Here is a 20,619-nt window from a genome sequence, read left to right as displayed (position 1 = left end):
TAAAAAGGGCGCCACCTCAGGGACGCCCTATCCGAACAATAACCGGCCAAACCGTGAAACCAGTTTCACACGGAAACACTTTCAGCCTTAGCCACAAACGGTCAAAATAACTCCGTAGTAGTACTTAAAATGATTACTTTTGGTAGTTGACACGCACCAACATGCGTATAAATTCGCGTGCGATTTGGCGGTGATGCTCGTCCAGGCGTTGCAAATCGGCGATCAGCTTGACGTCGGCCGACTCAAAGCGCGACAGGCCGTTGCCGCCTTCGCCAGCCGGGGCGTCCGCTTCGGCGCCGCCAAAGCGCAGCCATTCGGCCGGCACGCCCAGCCACTGGGCAATCATGCGCAGCTTTTCCTGGGTCGGAATCGCCTCGCCTACCAGCCACTTGCGCGCGGCGTGGACGGTGATCGGCCGGCCATCGAATCGAATATTGAATTCCCGCGCCAACCGGGTTGGACTATCGGGGGAGTAGTGGGCGTTTTTGAGAGCCTGTTGCAAGCGCTGGCTAAAGCTTTCGCGTTCATTAGAAGAATTCATAATTGCACTATTTCACGTTGCGTCATGAAAGTCAGTCTCTTGTTTTTAAGATCTGATTGTGACGTGATGGGATTTTATAATTAACACTTTATCCTCTGTAAGTGCAAGTACGGGCAGGAACCCGCACTGAACTTTATTCGGTTTCCAGCTGCAAAACGGCCCAAAGCCTCGGAGCCGCTTTCAGTGGAAATAGTGAAGTTATTACAATAACACCACTACTAGTTTGAGGCCACATTTTCGGCGTTACGCGACGCGGAAACGTATGATGCCGTCCACCCCTGTTTCACGGCGCACGATACCGTCGTGCCATAATTTGTGCAGATGCGCCAGCGCCTCCCCCAGCGCAAAGCTAAGCTGGTGGGCGTCCAGCGGCCGTTTGAACATCATCGGCACGATGTCGGTAGCGGATTGCCAGTCACGGCAGGCGTCCATCACCTCGGCCAGCCGCTCGACGTGATGCTGGCGCAACTGGGCGATGCGGATGTGCAGCCCCCGGAACGGTTTGCCGTGCGAAGGCAGTACCAATACATCATTCGGCAAGTCAACAAACTTGCCCAACGAATCAAGATACAGCGTCAGCGGGTTGGCCTCCGGCTCCACCGCGAAAACCGACACATTGGTGGAGATGCGCGGCAAGACCATATCGCCGGCGATCAGCACGTTCAATTCCGCGCAATACAGCGAAGCGTGCTCCGGGGCGTGGCCGAAGCCGGTGATCACCCGCCAGCGATAGCCGCCAATAGCAAGCACCTGTTCATCCTGGATGCGGGTGTAGGCGGCCGGCACCGACGGCACCAGGGTCGGATAATAATTTTTCCGGCTTGCCATTTTTTCCAGCATTTCCGGGTCGCGCAAGCCGTGGCGCTGGAAGTGCGGCATCGCCGCCGGACCGTCCACGCCCGGCAGGGCCGCCGACATCATGCGCGCGAAGGCGTATTCGCCGGTGGTGGTCCACAGCGGCGCGTCCCAGCGGCGGCACAGCCAGTCGGCCAGGCCGATGTGGTCGGGGTGGCAATGCGTGGCGAACACGCGGCGGATCGGCAAGCCGTCCAGGCCGTTTTCGAAAATGGCCTCCCATGCCGCGCGGGTGGCGTCGGCGGCGACGCCGCTGTCGACCACGCTCCAGCCCTCGCCGTCGCGCAGCAGCCACAGGTTGATATGATCCAGCGCGAAAGGCAGCGGCATCCGCAGCCAGCGCAGGCCGGGGACGATGTCATGCACGGCGCCGGTGGCCGGGATGGTGTCGCCCAGCGGGTACTCCAGTTGCGATTCGAGCGGATTCATTTTTTCTTCTTTCAGAAAGTCAGGCGCGCTACAATGTGCTTGACGTTGACGTAAACGGAAATTGTACGACTTTACCGCAAACCTAGAGATGCCCACCTATACCATTACCGAACTGGCCCGTGAATTCGACATCACGGCGCGCGCCATCCGCTTTTACGAAGACCAGGGCCTGCTGAGCCCGTCCCGCGAAGGCGCGGGCGGCCGCAACCGCGTCTACACGCCGCGCGACCGCACCCGCCTCAAGCTGACCCTGCGCGGCAAGCGCCTGGGGCTGTCGCTGTCGGAGATCAAGAGCCTGGTCGATATGTACGAATCGCCCAAGGATACCAGCGCCCAGATGAACCGCTTCCTGGGCGTGCTGGCGCAGCACCGCGAAACGCTGGAACAGCAGCGCGAGGACATCGAAATGTCGCTGGCGGAAATCACCGCCCACGAGGACGAATGCAAGCGCCTGCTGGCCGCCATCGGCGAGGGCAGTCCCGCCGCCGCCTGATCCCGTCATTTCCCCCATTGGGGGAAATGACTTCCCGCGAAAGCGGGAATCCATGCTGAAGTGGCTAAGCCAGCGTTCTATGGATTCCCGCCTGCGCGGGAATGACTATTCTGCTTTACGTTTACGTTAACGTCACACCGGCGTATGATTGACGCTTCCATCAAAACACAAGAATGAGGACGACATGCTCCATCTCCCAGGCCTGACCTTTGACCACGGCGAAGACATCGCCGCCCTGCGCGAAGCCGTGCAACAGTTCGCCGCCGCGGAAATCGCACCGCGCGCCGCCGAGATCGACCGCAGCGACCAGTTCCCGATGGACCTGTGGCGCAAGATGGGCGAGCTGGGCGTGCTCGGCATCACCGTCGGCGAGGAATACGGCGGCGCCAACATGGGCTACCTGGCCCACATCGTGGCGATCGAAGAAATCTCGCGCGCCTCGGCCTCGGTCGGCCTGTCGTACGGCGCCCACTCGAACCTGTGCGTCAACCAGATCAAGCGCAACGGCACCGAAGAGCAAAAACAAAAATACCTGCCCAAGCTGATCTCCGGCGAACACGTGGGCGCGCTGGCGATGTCCGAGCCGAACGCCGGTTCCGACGTGGTCAGCATGAAGCTGCGCGCCGACTTCAAGGGCGACCGCTGGGTGCTCAACGGCACCAAGATGTGGATCACCAACGGCCCCGACGCCGACGTGCTGGTGGTCTACGCCAAGAGCGACCTGGAAGCCGGCCCGAAAGGCATGACCGCCTTCCTGATCGAAAAAGATTTCAAAGGTTTCTCCGTGGCCCAGAAGCTCGACAAGCTGGGCATGCGCGGCTCGCACACCGGCGAGCTGGTGTTCGACAACTGCGAAGTGCCGGCCGAGAACGTGCTGGGCGGCCTGGGCAAGGGCGTCAACGTGCTGATGTCCGGCCTGGACTTCGAGCGCACCGTGCTGTCCGGCGGCCCGCTGGGCATCATGCAGGCGTGCATGGACGCGGTGGTGCCCTACATCCACGACCGCAAGCAATTCGGCCAGCCGATCGGCGAGTTCCAGCTGATGCAGGGTAAGATTGCGGATATGTACTCGACCATGATGGCGTGCAAGGCATATGTGTACGCCGTCGGTCAGGCCTGCGACCGGGCCAAAACCCCGGAAGCGGTCCGCCAGTTGCGCAAGGATGCAGCGGGAGCCATTTTGTATAGCGCAGAAAAAGCGACCTGGATGGCCGGCGAGGCGATCCAGACGCTGGGCGGCAACGGCTACATCAACGAGTATCCGGTCGGCCGCCTGTGGCGCGACGCCAAACTGTATGAGATTGGCGCCGGCACCAGCGAAATCCGCCGCATGCTGATCGGCCGCGAACTGTTCGCGGAAACCAAGTAAGCATCGACGTCAGCGTCGTCGTTCCCGCGCACGCGGGAACCCATGCTGAGCTGGATTAGCCGGCGTCGTATGGGTTCCCGCCTGCGCGGGAACGACGGATAACCTGACCGCGAAAACTGTCCATGATCCAGGCTGCTTTCCCCAAACTGCTGCGCTCGCAGATCGCGTTCGACATCGCCCGCACCATCCGCGACGGTTTCGACAAGCACTACCGCCTGTTCCGGCTCACCAGCCAGCAGGCCAAGCAGCATTTCGAGCAGGGCGCCTGGCGCACCGCGCAGCAGGCCGCGCGCGAACGCATCGGCTTCTACGACCGCCGCGTGCAGGAATGCGTGCAGATGCTGGAAGACGAGTACGACCCGGCCGAACTGACCGACGAAGTGTGGCGCGAACTCAAGCTGCACTACATCGGCATGCTGTCCGACCACAAGCAACCGGAGCTGGCCGAAACCTTTTTCAACTCGGTCTGCTGCAAGATCCTGCACCGCCGCTACTTCCACAACGAATTCATCTTCGTGCGCCCGGTGGTCTCCACCGAGTACATCGAAACCGCGGAAATGGCGCCGACCTACCGCGTCTACTACCCCGGCACCGACGGCCTGCACTACACGCTCAAGCGCATCATCACCAACTTCCAGCTGACGACCAAGTTCGCCAACCTGACGCGCGACGTGGCGCAGATCGAAGGCCGGCTGCGCACGCTGTTCGGCGGCATCAAGCTGGAGCCCAACCACCAGATCCATGTGCTGTCGAGCCTGTTCTTCCGTAACAAGGGCGCCTACATCGTCGGCAAGGGTATCAACGGCAACAAGGAATATCCCTTCGTCGTGCCCATCCTGCACAACAAGCACGGCGAGCTGATACTCGATACCGTGCTGTTCGACCATGAACAGATCACCATCCTGTTCTCGTTCACGCGCGCCTACTTCCTGGTCGACATGGAAGTGCCGTCGGCCTACGTGCAGTTCCTGCGCACGCTGCTGCCGCGCAAGCCGCGCAGCGAGATCTACACCATCCTCGGCCTGCAAAAGCAGGGCAAGACGCTGTTCTACCGCGACTACCTGCAGCACCTGAAGCACTCGTCCGACCTGTTCGACATCGCGCCCGGCATCCGCGGCCTGGTGATGCTGGTGTTCGCGCTGCCGTCGTTCCCGTATGTGTTCAAGGTCATCAAGGATTTCTTCCCGGCGCCCAAGGAAACCACGCGCGCGCTGATCAAGGAAAAATACCTGCTGGTGAAACACCACGACCGCGTCGGCCGCATGGCCGACACGCTGGAATACTCCAACGTCGCCTTCCCGCGCCACCGTTTCAGCGAAGAGCTGATCGCCGAGCTCAAGCATTTCGTGCCGTCGCTGCTGGAGGAGGAAGGCGACCAGCTCGTCATCAAGCACCTGTACATCGAGCGCCGCATGGTGCCGCTGAACATGTGGCTGACCAACGCCGACAACGACAACGATGACCTGCAGATCGAGCACGGCGTGCTGGAGTACGGCAACGCCATCAAGGAACTGGTGGCCGCCAACATCTTCCCCGGCGATATGCTGTACAAGAACTTCGGCGTCACGCGTCACCAGCGCGTGGTGTTTTACGATTACGACGAAATCGAATACGTCACCGACTGCAATTTCCGCGTGATCCCGGAAGCGCGCACGGAGGAAGAGGAAATGGCCTCCGAGCCGTGGTACCCGATCGGCAAGTACGACGTCTTCCCCGAGCAGTTCGGTCGCTTCCTGCTGGGGAACGCCAAGATCCGAAAATATTTTATGAAGCACCACAGCGAGCTGCTGACGCAAGCCTGGTGGCAGGCGCGCAAGCAGCGCATCCTGGACGGCTACGTGGAAGACGTGTTCCCGTATCCGCAGCACATCCGTTTTTGTAATCAACACACCACCCCACCGGCGGTGATCCAACCGCCATTTATGGAGACTCTAGAAAATGAATGATCCTATCGTAATCGTCGGTGCAGCCCGCACTCCCATGGGCGCCTTCCAGGGCGACTTCTCCAGCAAGGTCGCGCACGACCTGGGCGCCGTGGCGATCCAGGCCGCCGTCGAACGCTCCGGCATCGACGGCAAGCTGGTCGAACACGTCTACTTCGGCAACTGCCTGATGGCGGGCCAGGGCCAGGCGCCCGCGCGCCAGGCGCTGTTGAAAGCCGGCCTGCCGACGTCCACCGGCGCCGTCACGCTGTCGAAGATGTGCGGCTCGGCCATGCAGGCCGCGATCTTCGCGCACGACCAGCTGGTCGCAGGCAGCGCCGAAGTGGTGATCGCCGGCGGCATGGAATCGATGACCAACGCGCCCTACCTGGTGCCGAAGGCGCGCGGCGGCTACCGCATCGGCCACGGCATGCTGTTCGACCACATGATGTACGACGGCCTGGAAGACGCCTACTCGCGCAACGAGAAAACCGGCGAAGGCCGCTCAATGGGCACCTTCGCCGAAGAGTGCTCGGCCAAGTACGAGTTCACCCGCGAAGCGCAGGACAACTTTGCCATCGAATCGGTCAAGCGCGCGCAGGTCGCCACCAATGAAGGCTACTTCAAGTGGGAAATCGCGCCCGTCACCGTGAGCAGCCGCGCCGGCGACACCGTCATCGACAAGGATGAAGGCCCGCTCAAGGCCAAGGTCGAAAAGATCCCGACCCTGCGCGCCGCGTTCAAGAAGGATGGCACCATCACCGCCGCCTCGTCGTCGTCGATCAACGACGGCGCCGCCGCGCTGGTGATGATGCGCGAATCGACCGCCAGGAAACTGGGCGCCACCATCATCGCCAAGATCCATGGCCACGCCACCTTCGCGCAGGAGCCTAACCTGTTCACCACCGCACCGATCGGCGCGGTTGAAAAGCTGTACAAGAAAATCGGCTGGGGCACCAATGACGTCGACCTGTTCGAGATCAACGAAGCATTCGCCGCCGTGCCGATGGCCGCCATGCGCGACCTCGACATCCCGCACGACAAGGTCAACATCCATGGCGGCGCCTGCGCGCTGGGCCACCCGATCGGCGCATCCGGCGCGCGCATCATCGTCACCCTGATCGGCGCGCTGAAGCGCACCGGCGGCAAGAAGGGCGTGGCGGCGCTGTGCATCGGCGGCGGCGAAGCAACCGCGATGGCCATCGAACTGGCGTAAGCGGATGGCGACGGCACTGATCATCGGCGCCTCGCGCGGCATCGGCCTGGAACTGGCGCGCCAGTACCTGGCCGACGGCTGGCGCGTGATCGCCACCGCGCGCAAGCCGGAAGACGTGGACGCATTGGCCGGCATGGGCGCCGAGGCGCACGGGCTGGACGTGACCAACGTCGAGGCCGTTGCCGGCCTGGGCTGGAAGCTGGATGGCGAGGAGCTCAACGTGGCCATCCTCAACGCCGGCGTGTACGGCCCGCGCCACGACGGCTTCCCGCTGCAATCGGACTTCGACAATGTGATGCACACCAACGTGCTGGCGGCGATGCGGCTGCTGCCCATCATCGCGCCGATGGTGGGCGCGGTGCGCGGCAAGCTGGCGGTGCTGTCGTCGAAGATGGGTTCGCTCAGCGAGCGGGCCAATCCGAGCGGCTCGCTGTACCGCGCCAGCAAGGCGGCGCTGAACTCGGTGCTGATCGACACCGCGCTCAGCTTCGGCAAGCAGGGCGTCACGTGCGTGGCCCTGCATCCGGGCTGGGTGCGCACGGACATGGGCGGCAGCGGCGCCGACATCTCGGTGGAGGAAAGCGCGGCAGGCATACGCGCGACGCTGGCGGCGCTACCCGCGTCCGACCAAGCGGTGTATCGCAACTACGATGGCACAAGCATCGGCTGGTAAACCCCGCACAGCCAGACAGGGGTCTGACCCCGTACGGGGTCAGACCCCAGCGACGGTTTGCGGGTTAACAATAAAACGAGACAAGACATGATACTGAGCGAAGAACACGAAATGATACGCGACGCCCTGCGCACATTTGCACAGGAGCGCCTGGCCCCCAACGCGGCCCGCTGGGACAAGGAGCACCACTTCCCGAAAGAGGAGCTGAAGGAGCTGGCGGCGCTGGGTGCGTTCGGCGTGGCGGTGCCGGAGGCACTGGGCGGCGCCGGCATGGATTACGTGTCGCTCGCGCTGGTACTGGAAGAAATCGCGGCCGGCGACGGCGGCACCTCCACCATCATCTCGGTCAACAACTGCCCGGTGTGCAGCATCGCCATGATGTACGCCAACGAGAAGCAGAAGCAACAGTGGCTGCGTCCGCTGGCGCAGGGCGAGATGCTGGGCGCCTTCTGCCTGACCGAACCGCACACCGGCAGCGACGCCGCCGCCCTGCGCACCACCGCCACGCGCGATGGCGGCGAGTACGTGCTCAACGGCGTGAAGCAGTTCATCACCAGCGGCAAGTACGCGGACGTGGCGATCGTCATGGCGGTCACCGACAAGGCGGCCGGCAAGAAGGGCATCAGCGCGTTCTGGGTGCCGACCTCGACGCCGGGCTACATCGTGGCCGGGCTGGAGCAGAAGATGGGCCAGCATTCGTCGGACACGGCGCAGATTCTGTTCGAGAACTGCCGCATTCCTGCGGAGAATTTGATCGGCGAGGAAGGCCAGGGCTACAAGATCGCCCTGTCCGGGCTGGAGGGCGGGCGCATCGGCATCGCCTCACAGGCGGTGGGCATGGCGCGCGCGGCGTACGAGGCGGCGCTGGCCTACGCGCGCGATCGCGAAAGCTTCGGCAAGCCGATCTTCGAGCACCAGGCGGTGCAGTTCCGTTTGTCGGACATGGCGACGCAGATCGAAGCAGCACGCCAGTTGATCCGCCATGCGGCCTCGATGAAGGACGCCGGCTTGCCATGCCTGAAGGAAGCGGCGATGGCCAAGCTGTTCGCCTCCGAGATGGCGGAGAAGGTGTGCTCCGACGCCATCCAGGTGCACGGCGGTTATGGTTACGTATCCGACTTCCCGGTGGAGCGCATCTACCGCGACGTGCGCGTCTGCCAGATCTACGAGGGCACCAGCGACATCCAGAAACTGCTGATCGCCCGCGCGCTGTAAGCGTCGTCATTCCCCCCACTGGGGGGAATGACTTCCCGCGCACGCGGGAATCCATACTGAGTTCGCTCCTAAGACTTCCTATGGTTGGAACCCATAGTGTGTATGGGTTCCCGCCTACGCGGGAACGACTGAGCTGACTTTATCCGGTGAAATCCTCGAACAGATCGCGCCACATCGGATTGGATCTCTGTATCAATTCGATCTTCCAATCGCGGCGCCATTTTTTGATCTGTTTCTCTCGTGTGATTGCGGCCAGGATCTCAGTGTGTTGTTCGTACCAGACCAGGCGTTTTACAGCGTATTCCTTGGTGAAGCCTTCTGCAAGACCTTCACGGTGCTGCCATACACGTTGGATCAAATTTGAAGTCACGCCGATATATAACGTGCCGTAACGACTGCTGGCGAGGATGTAGACATAGCTTGCTTTGCCCATGACTTTCTCGACTCGGTTATTGAGAAAATAGGGTCTCCTACCTTTGCTGGTTTTGAGCTGATCTGCCACAGATACAATGCTCTATGGATTCCCGCTTTCGCGGGAATGACGAGGCAACACCGTCATTCCCGCGCAGGCGGGAATCCATAGTCAGCTAGCTTTACCAGCCGGCGCCAAAGCAACCTTTTCGCCGATGGCGTAGAAGGTACCGCCTGCGATGTAGTGCAGGCTGCGCCATTCCGGGCCGGCGGACTCGAATTCCCAGTGGCCGTTGCCGAACACACGGGCATCGGCAAACGCTGCCACCACTTCGCCGATGAACAAGTCGTACGTCTGCTGGTTGTGCGGCTCAGGCACCAGCTTGCAGATCAGCCACCCCGAGCAGCCCGCCACCAACGGCGTCTCGTGACCTTCGGCATGGAACAGCCGCACGCCGCATTTGGCCAGCTTGTCCGGCGTGTCGGCCAGGCTCATGCTGCCGACCGCGTAGGTCAGTTCGAGCTGCGCCATATTCGGCACCTGGATCGCAAAATACCCGCTCTTCTCGACCAGCCCGCGCGTGCTGGTCGACTTATCCAGCACCACCGTGATCTTCGGCGGCATGAAGTCCAGCGCGCACGACCAGGCCGCAGCCATCACATCCGTCACGCCCTCGTGCGTGGCCGAGACCAGCACCGTCGGGCCGTGGTTCAACAGGCGATAGGCTTTTTCCAGTTCGACTGGCAGCACATGTAAGTCCAATTAAATCTTCCCCAGTTGTCGATTAATCGCCTTCACCGAGCGCTCGTTGCGCTCGCTGTAACGGTCGGTCAGGTAGTCGGTCCTGCCGCGCAGCAGCAGGGTCATCTTGAACAGCTCTTCCATCACGTCGACCACCCGCTCGTAGTATCCCGAGGGACGCATGCGGCCGGCGTCGTCGAATTCCTTATAGGCCATCGGCACCGACGACTGGTTGGGGATGGTGAACATGCGCATCCAGCGCCCCAGCAGCCGCAACGTGTTGACCACGTTGAACGACTGCGAGCCGCCGCATACCTGCATCACGGCCAGCGTGCGGCCCTGGCTGGGACGCAACCCTCCGTGCTCCAGCGGTATCCAGTCGATCTGGTTCTTCATCACGGCCGTGATCGCGCCGTGCCGCTCCGGACTACACCATACCTGGCCCTCCGACCACAGCGACAGGGCGCGCAGTTCCTGCACCTTGGGATGGTCTTCCGACACGCTGCCCGCCATCGGCAACTCGGTCGGATCGAAGATCTTCACCTCGGCGCCGAAATGTTCGAGGATGCGCGCCGCCTCTTCGGTCAAAAAGCGGCTGAACGAACGCTCGCGCAGCGAGCCATACAGCATCAGGATGCGCGGCGGATGATCGAAGTTGCCGATCGGCGCCAGCTGGTCCAGGGTCGGCGTATCCAGCAGCGCTGGATTGATGTTGGGCAGATCCATATTTCCCTCTCAGTTCAAACGCACAGCAAGCGCCGCCAGCGTGACCAGCAGCACCGGCAAGGTCAGGCAGATGCCGACGCGGAAGTAGTAGCCCCACGAAATCTTGATGCCCTTGTTCTCCAGCACATGCAGCCACAACAGCGTGGCCAGGCTGCCGATCGGCGTGATCTTCGGCCCCAGGTCGCTGCCGATGACGTTGGCGTAGACCATGGCCTCGCGCGCCACGCCCTGCGCAGTCGAAGCATCGATCGACAGCGCACCGATCAGCACCGTCGGCAGATTGTTCATGATCGACGACAGAATGGCGGTGATGACACCGGTCCCCATTGCCGCACCCCACACGCCGTACTGCGCGCAGGCGTTGAGCGCTGCCGTCAGGTAGTCGGTCAGGCCGGCGTTGCGCAGGCCGTACACCACCAGGTACATGCCCAACGAGAACACCACGATCTGCCACGGCGCATTGCCGATCACCTCGCGCGTCGAGATGCGATGGCCGCGCGCCGCCACCACCAGCAACATGACCGCGCCGACGGCGGAGGTGGCGCTGATCGGCACGCCCACGTCCTCCAGCCAGAAGAAACCGATCAACAACAAGCCCAGCACCCACCAGCCGGTCACGAAAGTGGCGCGGTCGTGGATCGCATCTTCAGGCCGCTTGACCTGCGCCAGGTCGTAGTCCGCCGGAATATCGCGGCGGAAGAACCACAGCAGCACCGCCAGCGTGGCGGCCACGGCGACAAAGTTCACCGGCACCATCACCGCCGCATAGCGCGCGAAGCTGACGTTGAAATAATCCGCCGAGACGATGTTGACCAGGTTGGACACCACCAGCGGCAAGCTGGCCGTGTCGGCGACAAAGCCTGCCGCCATCACAAACGCCAGCATGGCCTTGCCCGAGAATTTCAGCTCGCGCAGCATGGCGATGACGATGGGAGTGAGGATCAGCGCCGCGCCGTCATTGGCGAACAGCGCCGACACTGCCGCCCCCAGCAGCACAAACATCGCAAACAGCAGCTTGCCGCTGCCGCGCCCCCAGCGCGCCACGTGCAGCGCGGCCCACTCGAAGAAGCCGGCCTTGTCCAGCAACAGACTGATGACGATGATCGCCACGAAGGTGCCGGTGGCGTTCCAGACGATGTGCCACACCACAGGGATATCGCCGACGTGGATCACGCCGGCCAGCAGCGCAACGCAGGCGCCGGCCACCGCGCTCCAGCCTATGCCCAGGCCGCGCGGCTGCCAGATGACCAGGGTCAGCGTCGCCAGGAAGATCAGGAAGGCGATCAGCATCAGGCCACGCTCAGGCCGCCGATGCGGTCCAGCTCCAGCTTGAATGCGGCCTTGTCCGTCGCCAGCTGCGCCAGCGGCAACGCCAGGAACGCCTCGATGCGCGCGCGAATGATGCGGTAAGCCAGCTCGAAGGCCGTCTCGATTTCCTCTTCGCTGCCGACCACATGGCTGGGATCGTCCACGCCCCAATGCGCGCGCAGCACCTGGCCAAGGTAAGCGGGGCAAGTCTCGCCGGCCGCGCTGCCGCAGACGGTGATGACGATATCCGGCGTGACCGGCAAATCGTTCCACGACTTGCTGTAATAACCCTCGGTGGAAATGCCCTTGCGGGTGAGCAGCGCCACCGCGCGCGGATGCAACGCGCCGGCCGGCTGGCTGCCTGCGCTGATCGCGCGCCAGCCCTGCGGCGCCAGATGGTTGAACACGCCTTCGCTCAACACCGAGCGGCAGGAATTACCGGTACACAGAAACAGAATATTCATGGGGAGCATTCAGAGGCGCCGCAGGGCAGGCCGCCGCAGCAGTTTTCGGTCAGGAAGCCGATCAGGCCATTCATAGCGCCCACATCGGCCGTGTAGATGACGTAGCGGCCATCCTGGCGCGAGCCGACCATGCCAGCATGGCTCAGCTCCTTCAAGTGGAAAGACAGCGACGACGGCGATATATCGAGCCGTTCGGCGATTTTGCTGGCCGCCATGCCTTCCGGCCCAGCCTGCACGAGCAGGCGAAACACCGCCAGCCGGCTATCCTGGGCCAGCGACGACAGGGCCGCCAGAGCTTGTTTAGTATCCATGTGCACATGCTAGCGCAAACGATTCGATATTTCAAATAATATTGAAATGATTGGGCAATAAAAAAAAGCCCGCATCTCAGCGGGCTTCGTTCCAATGTATTACCAATGCTTTAATCGTATGCCGGAGTCCAGTGCTATCTGCAAAGTGACTCCAGAGTCTCGGACGCCCATGCTATCTGCGTGGTGCCTCCAACGTGTAAATCGACCATCGTATCCGGAATTACAATTCCAGGTTTCGCGTCAACTGCGGTTCGGTCTTACACATATCGAACTGCGGCGCTCTATCTGGACGTGGGACTGTTTGCCGGGATTCCTCCCTTACAACCTCAACCACGAACGTAGTGTAACACAGTTCTTTGTGCGGCGCACAAATTATTTTACTTCTGTAGTTTGGGTGGTCATCGGCGTTGCTGCGCGCAGCGAACGGTGGCGGCCCGCCCGCTCGAACTCGGAAATAACTTGGGCGCCAAACAGCAGCAAGGTGGCGCCAATTTCCAGGCTGAACATGACGACGATGGCGGTGGTCATCGAGCCGTACACCACGTTCACCTGCGACAAGGTTGAAAAATACCAAACCAGGATGCGGCGCGCCAGTTCCCACAGCAACGCCGCCGTCACCCCGCCGATCAGCGCGTGCGACAGCGACAGCCGGCCCACCGGCATCACCAGGTAGATCGACGTCAGCACCAGCACCTCGCCACCCAGGCCCAGCAGGTATAGCAAGATGCCGGAAACACCGTGCAGCGACCAGCTGTAACCGAGAAATTGCAGATTTTCCTCGCCCAGCACCTGCAGGCTGCCCGCCACCAGGGTCACCAGCAGCATGCCGACGCCCAGCGACAGGATGTAGCAGTAGGGCATGATCGCCGAGATCATGAAATGCCGGCGCCGTATCTCGACCCGGTGCTTGAAGATGACGCACATGGCGTTCTCCAGCACCGTGAACGCCAGCGAGCTGAAGAAAATCATGCTGACCACCAGCACGCCGCCGATCAGGTCGCGGTGGTCGAGAAAATGTCCGACCTCGGTCACGATGGCCCTGGCCTGTCCCGGCACCAGCCAGTTCAGGTAGCGACCGAGCGTGGCCAGCAATTCATCCTGCGCGATGAAATGCGACAGCGCCACCACCACCAGCATCACCAGCGGCACGATCGACAACAGCGAGTAATAGGCGACCGCACCCGCCAGCAGCAAGCCTTGATTGGCGCGGAAGCCCTTCAGGCATTGCAACAGGAAAGCCATCGGATGCGCGCTGACATGCAGCAGCGCCCTGCGGTTAAATAGTCTCATGCGCCCATTGTACGCATGGATCAGCGCGAGTTATGTGCGTCCACGTCCAGATAGCGCCAGTTGGTCAGTTCCACCGGATGACGCTGGTAGTGCTTCAGCCACGGCTGCTGCAAGTCGGCGGAAATCGGATGCGTCAGCAGCACCCACGGCGTGTAGGCGTGGATGAGCTGCGCCATCTCGTCGTACAGCGCGGTGCGCTGCGGCGAGTCGCCCATGCTGCGGCTCTGCTCGTAGCGCTGGTTGTAGGCCGGCAGGTTGAAGCGCGCATAGTTGGCGCGGCCGCTGTTGGGGCCGTACAGCAGCTGGTAGAAATTCTCGCCGTCGGGGAAGTCGGCGACCCAGTTGGTTTCAAACATCATCACCGAGCCCAGGCGCGAGGCCTTGATGATCTCGGTTTTTTTGTCGCTCTTGAAAGTCACTTTCAGGCCGATGGCGTTCAGGTTCTTGCGCCACAGCTCGTCGCGCAGGCGGCCGACGGTGGACGATTCGCTGTGCATCACCAGCGTCAGCGGCTTGCCGTCGGGCTGGGTGCGGAAACCGTCGGCGGCCTTGCGGTAGCCGTAGCGCTCCAGCAGCGCGTTGGCCAGCGCGGGATTGTAGGCGACCGGGCTGCGGTAGGCCGGATCGTAGCCCAGCACGTTCGGCGGCAGCGGCGTGACGGCGGGCAGCGCCAGGCCCTTCTTCATCAGCGCCACGTCCTCGCCGCTGTTGTAGCCCATGGCGATGGCGCGCCGCAGGGCCAGCTTCTCCTTGCTGTAGCCGCCGATCAGCGGGTCGTCCATGTTCATCCACATGTAGTACGTTTGCAGCACGGGGAAGGGCGACAGCACCATGCCCTGTTTGGCCAGCGCCGGCTTCAGGGTCGGCTTGGCGTCGGCGGTCAGCACCATGTCCTTCATCGATTCCGGCAGCTGTTCGAGGAAATCGAATTCGCCGTTCAGAAAGCCGAGCACGCGCGACTGGTATTCCTCGACGATCTTGATGTCGACCTGGTCCAGCAACGGCAGGCGCCGGCCCTGAAACATCGTCGGCCGGAAATCGCGGTTGGCCAGCAGCGTGATCTGGTCGCTGTGCTTCCATCGGCCCATCAGAAAGGGGCCGGTGCCGACCGGATGGTTGCCAGCCTGCGCGCCGTAGGCCTCCATCACCTCGCGCGCGACCACGCCGGTGGACGGCGTCGCCAGGTAGAACAGGAAGTTGGGATCGGCGGCGTTGAGCTTGATGCGCAGGGTGAACTTGTCCAGCGCCTGCAGGCCGGCGATGTTGCTGTCGTAGCTGAAGCTGGTCTTCAGCGCCTCGTCGCCGGCGATCTTGCCCTCCAACAGAAACAGCCACGGCGACTTCAGCGTCGGATCGTACAGGCGCTTCAGGCTGTAGACGTAGTCCTGCGCGGTCACCTGGCGATGCGCGCCCTTGAACGCCGGATCGGGCGTGAAGTAGATGTCCTGCCGCAGGTGGAAGGTGTAGCTCAGGCCGTTGTCTTCCACGGCCGGCATGGCGCTCAGCGTGTTGGCTTGCAGTTTGACGGGGCGGGCCAGATAGTCGTAGCGCAGCAGCGGATCGAACAGGTTTTCCAGCAGGCTGAGGCTGGCGATATCGGACGCCACGGCTGGATCAAGACCGGTCTCGCCGGTGCTCAGGAAGGCGTGCAGGACCTTGGGCGCCGGCTCGGCGGCGGCAAGGCCGGTAGATAACGCCAGCGCCAGCAGCGCTGCGGCATAACTTTTGGGCATCAGGTCCATTCCACATCGCATACGTAAAGCGGCAGCTTATAACTTTTTTGGCAGGCTTACCCGCTATACTTCGCAAATCGCCCACTGCTTTCAGGAAAATTTCTAGATATGTCGCTCAATTACATCTGGTCCGGCTTCTTCCTGATCGGCTTTGCGGCCGCGCTGGTGCAGTTCCTCCTGACGGGCGACACCGAAATTTTCAAGCGCATCATCGACGGCACCTTCGACTCCGCCAAGGCCTCGGTGATGGACATCGCGCTGCCGCTGGCCGGCGTGATGACGCTGTGGCTGGGCATCATGAACATCGGCGAAAAGGCCGGCGCCATCGACCTGCTGGCGCGGCTGATCGCGCCGTTCTTCTCGCGCATCTTCCCCGGCGTGCCGAAGAACCACCCGGCCACCGGCCACATGGTGATGAACTTCTCGGCCAACCTGCTGGGCCTGGACAACGCCGCCACGCCGTTCGGCCTGAAGGCCATGGAAAGCCTGCAAACGCTCAACCCCAGCAAGGACGAGCCGACCGACGCCCAGATCATGTTCCTGGTGCTGCACACCTCCGGCCTGACCCTGATCCCGCTGGCCATCATGGCGCAGCGCTCGATCCTGGGCGCGGCCGATCCGTCCGACATCTTCATCCCCTGCATGATCGCGACCTACGTGGCCACCGTCACCGGCATCATCGCCGTCGCCATCCGCCAGCGCATCAACCTGTTCAACGGCGTGGTGCTGAGCTGGCTGGGCGGCATGACGGCCGCCATCGCCGGCCTGGTTTTTTACTTCACGCACTACCTGACCAAGCTTGAAATCGAACTGTTCTCCAAGGTCTTCAGCAACCTGGTGCTGATGGTGGTGATCGCCGGCTTCATCATCGGCGCGCTGCGGCGCAAGGTCAACGTCTACGAGGCGTTTATCGAAGGCGCCAAGGGCGGCATCCAGACCTCGATCACCGTGATTCCCTACCTGGTCGGCATGCTGGTGGCGATCAGCGTGATCCGCAACGCCGGCGTGTTCGCCTACGTGATGGACGGCTTCAGCTGGCTGTTCGGCCACCTCGGCGTCAACACCGATTTCGTGCCGTCGCTGCCGACCGCGCTGATGAAGCCGCTCAGCGGCAGCGCCGCCAAGGCCATGATGATCGACACCATGCGCACCTACGGCGTGGATTCGTTCGTCGGCCGCCTGGCCTGCGTGTTCAACGGTTCGGCCGACACCACCTTCTACATCGTCGCGCTGTACTTCGGCTCGGTGGGCATACGCAAGACGCGCTACGCGATTTCCTGCGGCCTGATCGCCGACCTGGCCGGTGTCATCGCCGCCATTTTTGTCTCCTACATCTTCTTCCATTGAACAAGGTCGCCATGTTCCGTCGCCTCATCCTCGCCGCGCTGATTTCCGCCGGCGCCGTCCATGCCGCCGACCTGCCGGAGCCGATCAGCGCGCTGCTGCAGGCGGCCCATATTCCGCCGGAGGGCGCCGGCATCGTCGTGCTGCGCGGCGACACCACGCTGGTCTCGCACAACGCGCAGCAGAGCATGCAGCCGGCGTCCACCATGAAGCTGTTCACCACCATGACGGCGTTGGAGCAACTGGGCCCGGCCTTCCGTGGCCGCACCGAATTCCGCAGCAGCGCCGAGGTGGTCAACGGCGTGCTGCAGGGCGACCTGATCCTGCGCGGCGGCGGCGATGTCGATCTCAACGAGGACGTGCTGCAGCACATGCTGCAGGCGCTGCGCAACCAGGGCATCCGCAAGATCAAGGGCGACGTGATCCTTGACCGTCAACTGTTCCAGCCGGCGCGGCCGGACGTGGGCCAGCCGCCGTTCGACGAATTCCCGTGGGCCTACTACAACGTGATCCCCGATGCGCTGCTCACCAACACCAACCTGCTGAAAGTGGAAATGCGCTCGACCGGCAACAAGGTCGGCCTGGTGATGATGCCGGAGATGGACAAGGTCAGCATCCGCTCGGACATGAAGCTCAGCGATGCGCCGTGCGCGGCGTGGGAGCAGGGTTGGCGTTCGCCGGACGTCGCGCGCAGCGGCGACAAGATCGAGGTGGTGCTGCATGGCAGCTACCCCAAGAACTGCAACAAGTCGACCAGCGTCGATGTGCTGGACCATCACGACTATCTGGAGCGCTTGCTGCGCGCCAGCTGGCGCAAGCTGGGCGGCAGCATCGGCGGCGAAGTGCGCGAGGCCAGCGTGCCAACGGCTGCGGACACGCCAAGCGCCACCGTCACCACCTCGGCCACCGAGAGCGAGATCGCTGCGGCGCCAGAATCCGCCACCGCGCCGGCACCGGCCGCAGCCCCGGCCCCGGCCCTCCGCCTGCTGGCCGAACACGTCTCCCGCCCGCTGCCGGAAATGCTACGCGACATCAACAAGTTCTCCGACAACACCCTGGCCCGCACGGTCTTCCTGATGCTGGGCAGCCTGCAGGCCGACCCCGTGCTGGGCAGCCGCCCGATCGCGCCCGACGGCAGCCAGGCCAGCACGCCGATGCGCGCCGAAACCGCGATCCGCGCCTGGCTGCAAAACCAGCACATCGACGCCAACGGCCTGGTGTTCGACAACGGCTCCGGCCTGTCGCGCATCGAGCGCGCCACGCCGGCGCAACTGGCGGGCGTGCTGCAAGCGGGCCTGAAAAGCCTGTGGATGCCGGAGTTCCTATCCAGCCTGCCGATCGCCGCCACCGACGGCACCATGCGCAAGCGCCTCAAGGACAGCCCGGCCGCGCTGCGCGCCCGCATCAAGACCGGCAGCCTGAAAAGCGTGATCGCCATCGCCGGCTACGTCACCGACGCCGGCGGCCAGCCCTGCATCGTGGTCGCCATCCTGAACGACGAGCACGTCGCCAACGGCGCCGGCCGCACCGTGCTGGATGGTGTGATCGACTGGGTGGCCCGCAGCGGCGCCACCTATGTTCCCGCCAACCCTTCCTCAACCAGATAATCGATGAACACCCGCACCTTCAACGCCAGGTGCGGGCCGGGCATGTAGACCGCGTGCACGGTGCCGGCGTACGGCTCGTCGAAAATCCATTCCGGCAGCACCTGCCTCACCCGCCGCTGCGCCAGCGCCGGGCGCGCCGTGAAGTCCGGCACCAGGCCGATGCCGCCGCCTGCTTCCACCACCGCCATCAAGGCCGCGCTGTTGTTGATCGTCAGCCGCGACGGCACGCGGATGCTGGCCGTCTCGCTGCCGCGCCGCATACTCCACACGTCGCCGAAGCGCGCGTAGCCCAGGTAGCTGCACTGATGTGCCGGCAGCTCGTGCGGCGATTGCGGCTCGCCATGCACGTCCAGATACTGCTGCGACGCCACCAGCACATAGCTCACCGGCCCCAGCGTGCGCGCCGCCAGCCCCGGCGCCAGCTCGGTCGCGATGCGGATCGCCAGGTCCATGCCTTCCTCGATCAGGTCGATCTTGCGGTCCATCAGTTGCAGCTCGACATTGACCTCCGGATAGCGCGCCAGGAAGCCCGGCAGCTTGGGCGCCAGCCACACCTGGCCCAGCACGATGGGCGCGCTGACGCGTATCGTGCCGTTCGGCCGCGCACTGTAGCTGCCGGCCAGCGCATGCACCTCGCGCGCCGTGCTGACCATGCGCACGCAGGCCGCATAGACCTGCTGCCCCAGCTCGGTCAGCGACAGCGAGCGCGTGGTCCGGTGCAGCAGCCGTCCGCCCATGTGCGCCTCCAGCCGCGACACGTGGCGGCTGACTGCCGACGTGGTCAGCTCCAGCTGCCGCGCCGCCGAGGAGAAACCGCCGCTATCGACCACCTGTGCAAAGATAGCCATTTCCTTCAACATTTCCATCGCATCGCTCCACCGTTGCAGCTGCATCAACAATGCTTTGCATTGTAAGCGGATTGTGTATTTTTTGTGCAGCACCGATACTGAAAGCACCACATCACGCAGGAGTCATCATGAAACGACGTACTTTAGGCAGCCAGGGTCTGACGGTATCGGAGCAGGGTTTGGGCTGCATGGGCATGAGCAATACCTACGGGCCGGCCGACCAGACCGAGGCGGTCGCCACGCTGCACCGCGCACTGGAGCTGGGCGTCAACTTCTTCGACACGGCCGAGCAGTACGGCCCCTACGACAATGAAGCGCTGCTGGGCCGCGCCTTTGCCGGCCGCCGCAGCGAGGTCATCCTCGCCACCAAGTTCGGCTTCGATATCCGCGACCGCAAGATCGTCGGCGTGACCAGCGACCCGGCCCATATCCGCGAAAAGGTGGAAGGCTCGCTGCGCCGTCTGAACACCGACTATATCGACCTGCTGTACCAGCACCGCATCGATCCGCTGGTGCCGATCGAGGAGGTGGTGGGCGTGATGGCCGATCTGGTCCGCGAAGGCAAGGTGCGCTACCTCGGCCTGTCCGAGGCCGGCGTGGCCAACATCCGCCGCGCCCACGCGGTGCATCCGATCAGCGTGCTGCAAAGCGAGTATTCGCTGTGGGAGCGCAACCTGGAGGCCGACGTGCTGCCGGCGCTGCGCGAGCTGGGCATCGGCCTGGTGGCGTTCAGCCCGCTGGGACGGGGCTTCCTGGCCGGCACCGCCAAGCGAGCGGAAGAGTATCCGCCCAACGATTTCCGCCATCTGGACCCGCGTCTGCAAGGCGAGAACTTCGACCGCAACATGGAAGCGGCCGCCATCGTGCGCGAGCTGGCCGATCATCGCCTGGTGACGCCGGGGCAGATCGCGCTGGCGTGGGCCATGCACAAGGGCGACGATATCGTGACCATCCCCGGCACGCGCCGTCGCACTTTCCTGGAGCAGAACGTGGCGGCGGCGGAGATCGCATTGGATGCGACCGAGATGGCGGTACTGGATAACGCGCTCAAGCAGGTCGCCGGTCCGCGTTACAGCAAGGAGCGCATGGCGATGGTGGATCGCTAGCTCGTCATTCCCGCGC

General features: G+C 63.2%; 20 protein-coding genes. 9 read left to right on the top strand and 11 right to left on the bottom strand.

The genetic code is table 11. The features are described from left to right. Positions 1-133: 133 nt before the first annotated feature. Together ACEN9O_RS09510 and ACEN9O_RS09505 are read right to left on the bottom strand one after the other, a co-directional pair. Positions 134-541, bottom strand: coding sequence for a hypothetical protein (locus ACEN9O_RS09510; protein ID WP_495617319.1), 408 nt, complete (start codon positions 539-541; stop codon positions 134-136). Positions 542-784: 243 nt separating this feature from the next. After that, complete coding sequence (locus ACEN9O_RS09505; RefSeq protein WP_495617318.1) at positions 785-1,825, bottom strand: MBL fold metallo-hydrolase; 1,041 nt, start codon at positions 1,823-1,825, stop codon at positions 785-787. Between the two features lie 88 nt (positions 1,826-1,913). On the opposite strand from ACEN9O_RS09505, the gene ACEN9O_RS09500 reads away from it, so the two are divergent. The 6 genes from ACEN9O_RS09500 (at position 1,914) to ACEN9O_RS09475 (ending at position 8,713) form a co-directional block, all read left to right on the top strand. Continuing rightward, positions 1,914-2,318 (top strand): MerR family transcriptional regulator, encoded by a 405-nt coding sequence (locus ACEN9O_RS09500; protein ID WP_495617317.1) that lies wholly within the window; start codon positions 1,914-1,916, stop codon positions 2,316-2,318. Positions 2,319-2,502: 184 nt separating this feature from the next. Then, entirely contained in the window at positions 2,503-3,687 is a 1,185-nt protein-coding gene (locus ACEN9O_RS09495) for an isovaleryl-CoA dehydrogenase (RefSeq protein ID WP_495617316.1), read from the top strand. Positions 3,688-3,809: 122 nt separating this feature from the next. Next, positions 3,810-5,633: a bifunctional isocitrate dehydrogenase kinase/phosphatase gene (gene aceK / locus ACEN9O_RS09490; protein ID WP_495617315.1), complete on the top strand. Its 1,824-nt coding sequence runs from the start codon at positions 3,810-3,812 to the stop codon at positions 5,631-5,633. After that, positions 5,626-6,825 carry an acetyl-CoA C-acyltransferase gene (locus ACEN9O_RS09485; protein ID WP_495617314.1) on the top strand — a complete coding sequence of 400 codons (1,200 nt, stop codon included), beginning with the start codon at positions 5,626-5,628 and terminating at the stop codon, positions 6,823-6,825. The genes aceK and ACEN9O_RS09485 overlap by 8 nt, the downstream gene beginning before the upstream one ends. Before the next feature lie 4 nt (positions 6,826-6,829). After that, the gene (locus ACEN9O_RS09480; RefSeq protein WP_495617313.1) at positions 6,830-7,498 is read left to right on the top strand and encodes an SDR family oxidoreductase; all 669 of its coding nucleotides are present in this window, start codon (positions 6,830-6,832) and stop codon (positions 7,496-7,498) included. Between the two features lie 87 nt (positions 7,499-7,585). Then, the gene (locus ACEN9O_RS09475) at positions 7,586-8,713 is read left to right on the top strand and encodes an acyl-CoA dehydrogenase family protein (RefSeq protein WP_495617312.1); all 1,128 of its coding nucleotides are present in this window, start codon (positions 7,586-7,588) and stop codon (positions 8,711-8,713) included. Positions 8,714-8,852: 139 nt separating this feature from the next. Here ACEN9O_RS09475 and ACEN9O_RS09470 read toward each other — a convergent pair whose 3' ends face one another. The 8 genes from ACEN9O_RS09470 to ACEN9O_RS09435 form a co-directional block, all read right to left on the bottom strand. Further along, a complete protein-coding gene (locus tag ACEN9O_RS09470) occupies positions 8,853-9,146 on the bottom strand; it encodes a GIY-YIG nuclease family protein (RefSeq protein ID WP_495617311.1) in 294 nt (97 codons plus the stop codon). A 150-nt stretch (positions 9,147-9,296) separates the two neighbouring features. Then, positions 9,297-9,887, bottom strand: a complete 591-nt coding sequence (locus ACEN9O_RS09465) for a flavin reductase family protein (RefSeq protein WP_495617310.1) — start codon at positions 9,885-9,887, stop codon at positions 9,297-9,299. Beyond that, positions 9,888-10,592, bottom strand: a complete 705-nt coding sequence (gene arsH, locus ACEN9O_RS09460; protein ID WP_495617309.1) for an arsenical resistance protein ArsH — start codon at positions 10,590-10,592, stop codon at positions 9,888-9,890. A gap of 9 nt (positions 10,593-10,601) precedes the next feature. Next, complete coding sequence (locus tag ACEN9O_RS09455) at positions 10,602-11,882, bottom strand: arsenic transporter (protein ID WP_495617308.1); 1,281 nt, start codon at positions 11,880-11,882, stop codon at positions 10,602-10,604. Then, the gene (locus ACEN9O_RS09450; protein WP_495617307.1) at positions 11,882-12,364 is read right to left on the bottom strand and encodes an arsenate reductase ArsC; all 483 of its coding nucleotides are present in this window, start codon (positions 12,362-12,364) and stop codon (positions 11,882-11,884) included. The genes ACEN9O_RS09455 and ACEN9O_RS09450 overlap by 1 nt, the downstream gene beginning before the upstream one ends. After that, the gene (locus tag ACEN9O_RS09445) at positions 12,361-12,675 is read right to left on the bottom strand and encodes an ArsR/SmtB family transcription factor (protein WP_495617306.1); all 315 of its coding nucleotides are present in this window, start codon (positions 12,673-12,675) and stop codon (positions 12,361-12,363) included. Before ACEN9O_RS09445 ends, ACEN9O_RS09450 begins: the two co-directional genes overlap by 4 nt. 372 nt (positions 12,676-13,047) lie before the next feature. Continuing rightward, a complete protein-coding gene (locus ACEN9O_RS09440; protein WP_495617305.1) occupies positions 13,048-13,965 on the bottom strand; it encodes a YihY/virulence factor BrkB family protein in 918 nt (305 codons plus the stop codon). A gap of 20 nt (positions 13,966-13,985) precedes the next feature. Next, on the bottom strand, positions 13,986-15,698 hold the full coding sequence (locus ACEN9O_RS09435) for an ABC transporter substrate-binding protein (RefSeq protein WP_495617304.1): 1,713 nt from the start codon (positions 15,696-15,698) through the stop codon (positions 13,986-13,988). Between the two features lie 108 nt (positions 15,699-15,806). Here ACEN9O_RS09435 and ACEN9O_RS09430 point away from each other — a divergent pair, with 108 nt between their 5' ends. Together ACEN9O_RS09430 and ACEN9O_RS09425 are read left to right on the top strand one after the other, a co-directional pair. Next, the gene (locus tag ACEN9O_RS09430; protein WP_495617303.1) at positions 15,807-17,045 is read left to right on the top strand and encodes a nucleoside recognition domain-containing protein; all 1,239 of its coding nucleotides are present in this window, start codon (positions 15,807-15,809) and stop codon (positions 17,043-17,045) included. Positions 17,046-17,056: 11 nt separating this feature from the next. Then, positions 17,057-18,649 (top strand): D-alanyl-D-alanine carboxypeptidase/D-alanyl-D-alanine-endopeptidase, encoded by a 1,593-nt coding sequence (locus ACEN9O_RS09425; protein ID WP_495617302.1) that lies wholly within the window; start codon positions 17,057-17,059, stop codon positions 18,647-18,649. Here ACEN9O_RS09425 and ACEN9O_RS09420 read toward each other — a convergent pair. Next, the gene (locus ACEN9O_RS09420) at positions 18,616-19,497 is read right to left on the bottom strand and encodes a LysR family transcriptional regulator (RefSeq protein WP_495617301.1); all 882 of its coding nucleotides are present in this window, start codon (positions 19,495-19,497) and stop codon (positions 18,616-18,618) included. The genes ACEN9O_RS09425 and ACEN9O_RS09420 overlap by 34 nt on opposite strands. 128 nt (positions 19,498-19,625) lie before the next feature. On the opposite strand from ACEN9O_RS09420, the gene ACEN9O_RS09415 reads away from it, so the two are divergent. After that, entirely contained in the window at positions 19,626-20,603 is a 978-nt protein-coding gene (locus ACEN9O_RS09415; protein WP_495617300.1) for an aldo/keto reductase, read from the top strand. Positions 20,604-20,619: the final 16 nt, after the last annotated feature.

This window comes from Duganella sp. Dugasp78, assembly GCF_059491455.1.
This window is presented reverse-complemented; position numbering and strand designations above follow the sequence as displayed.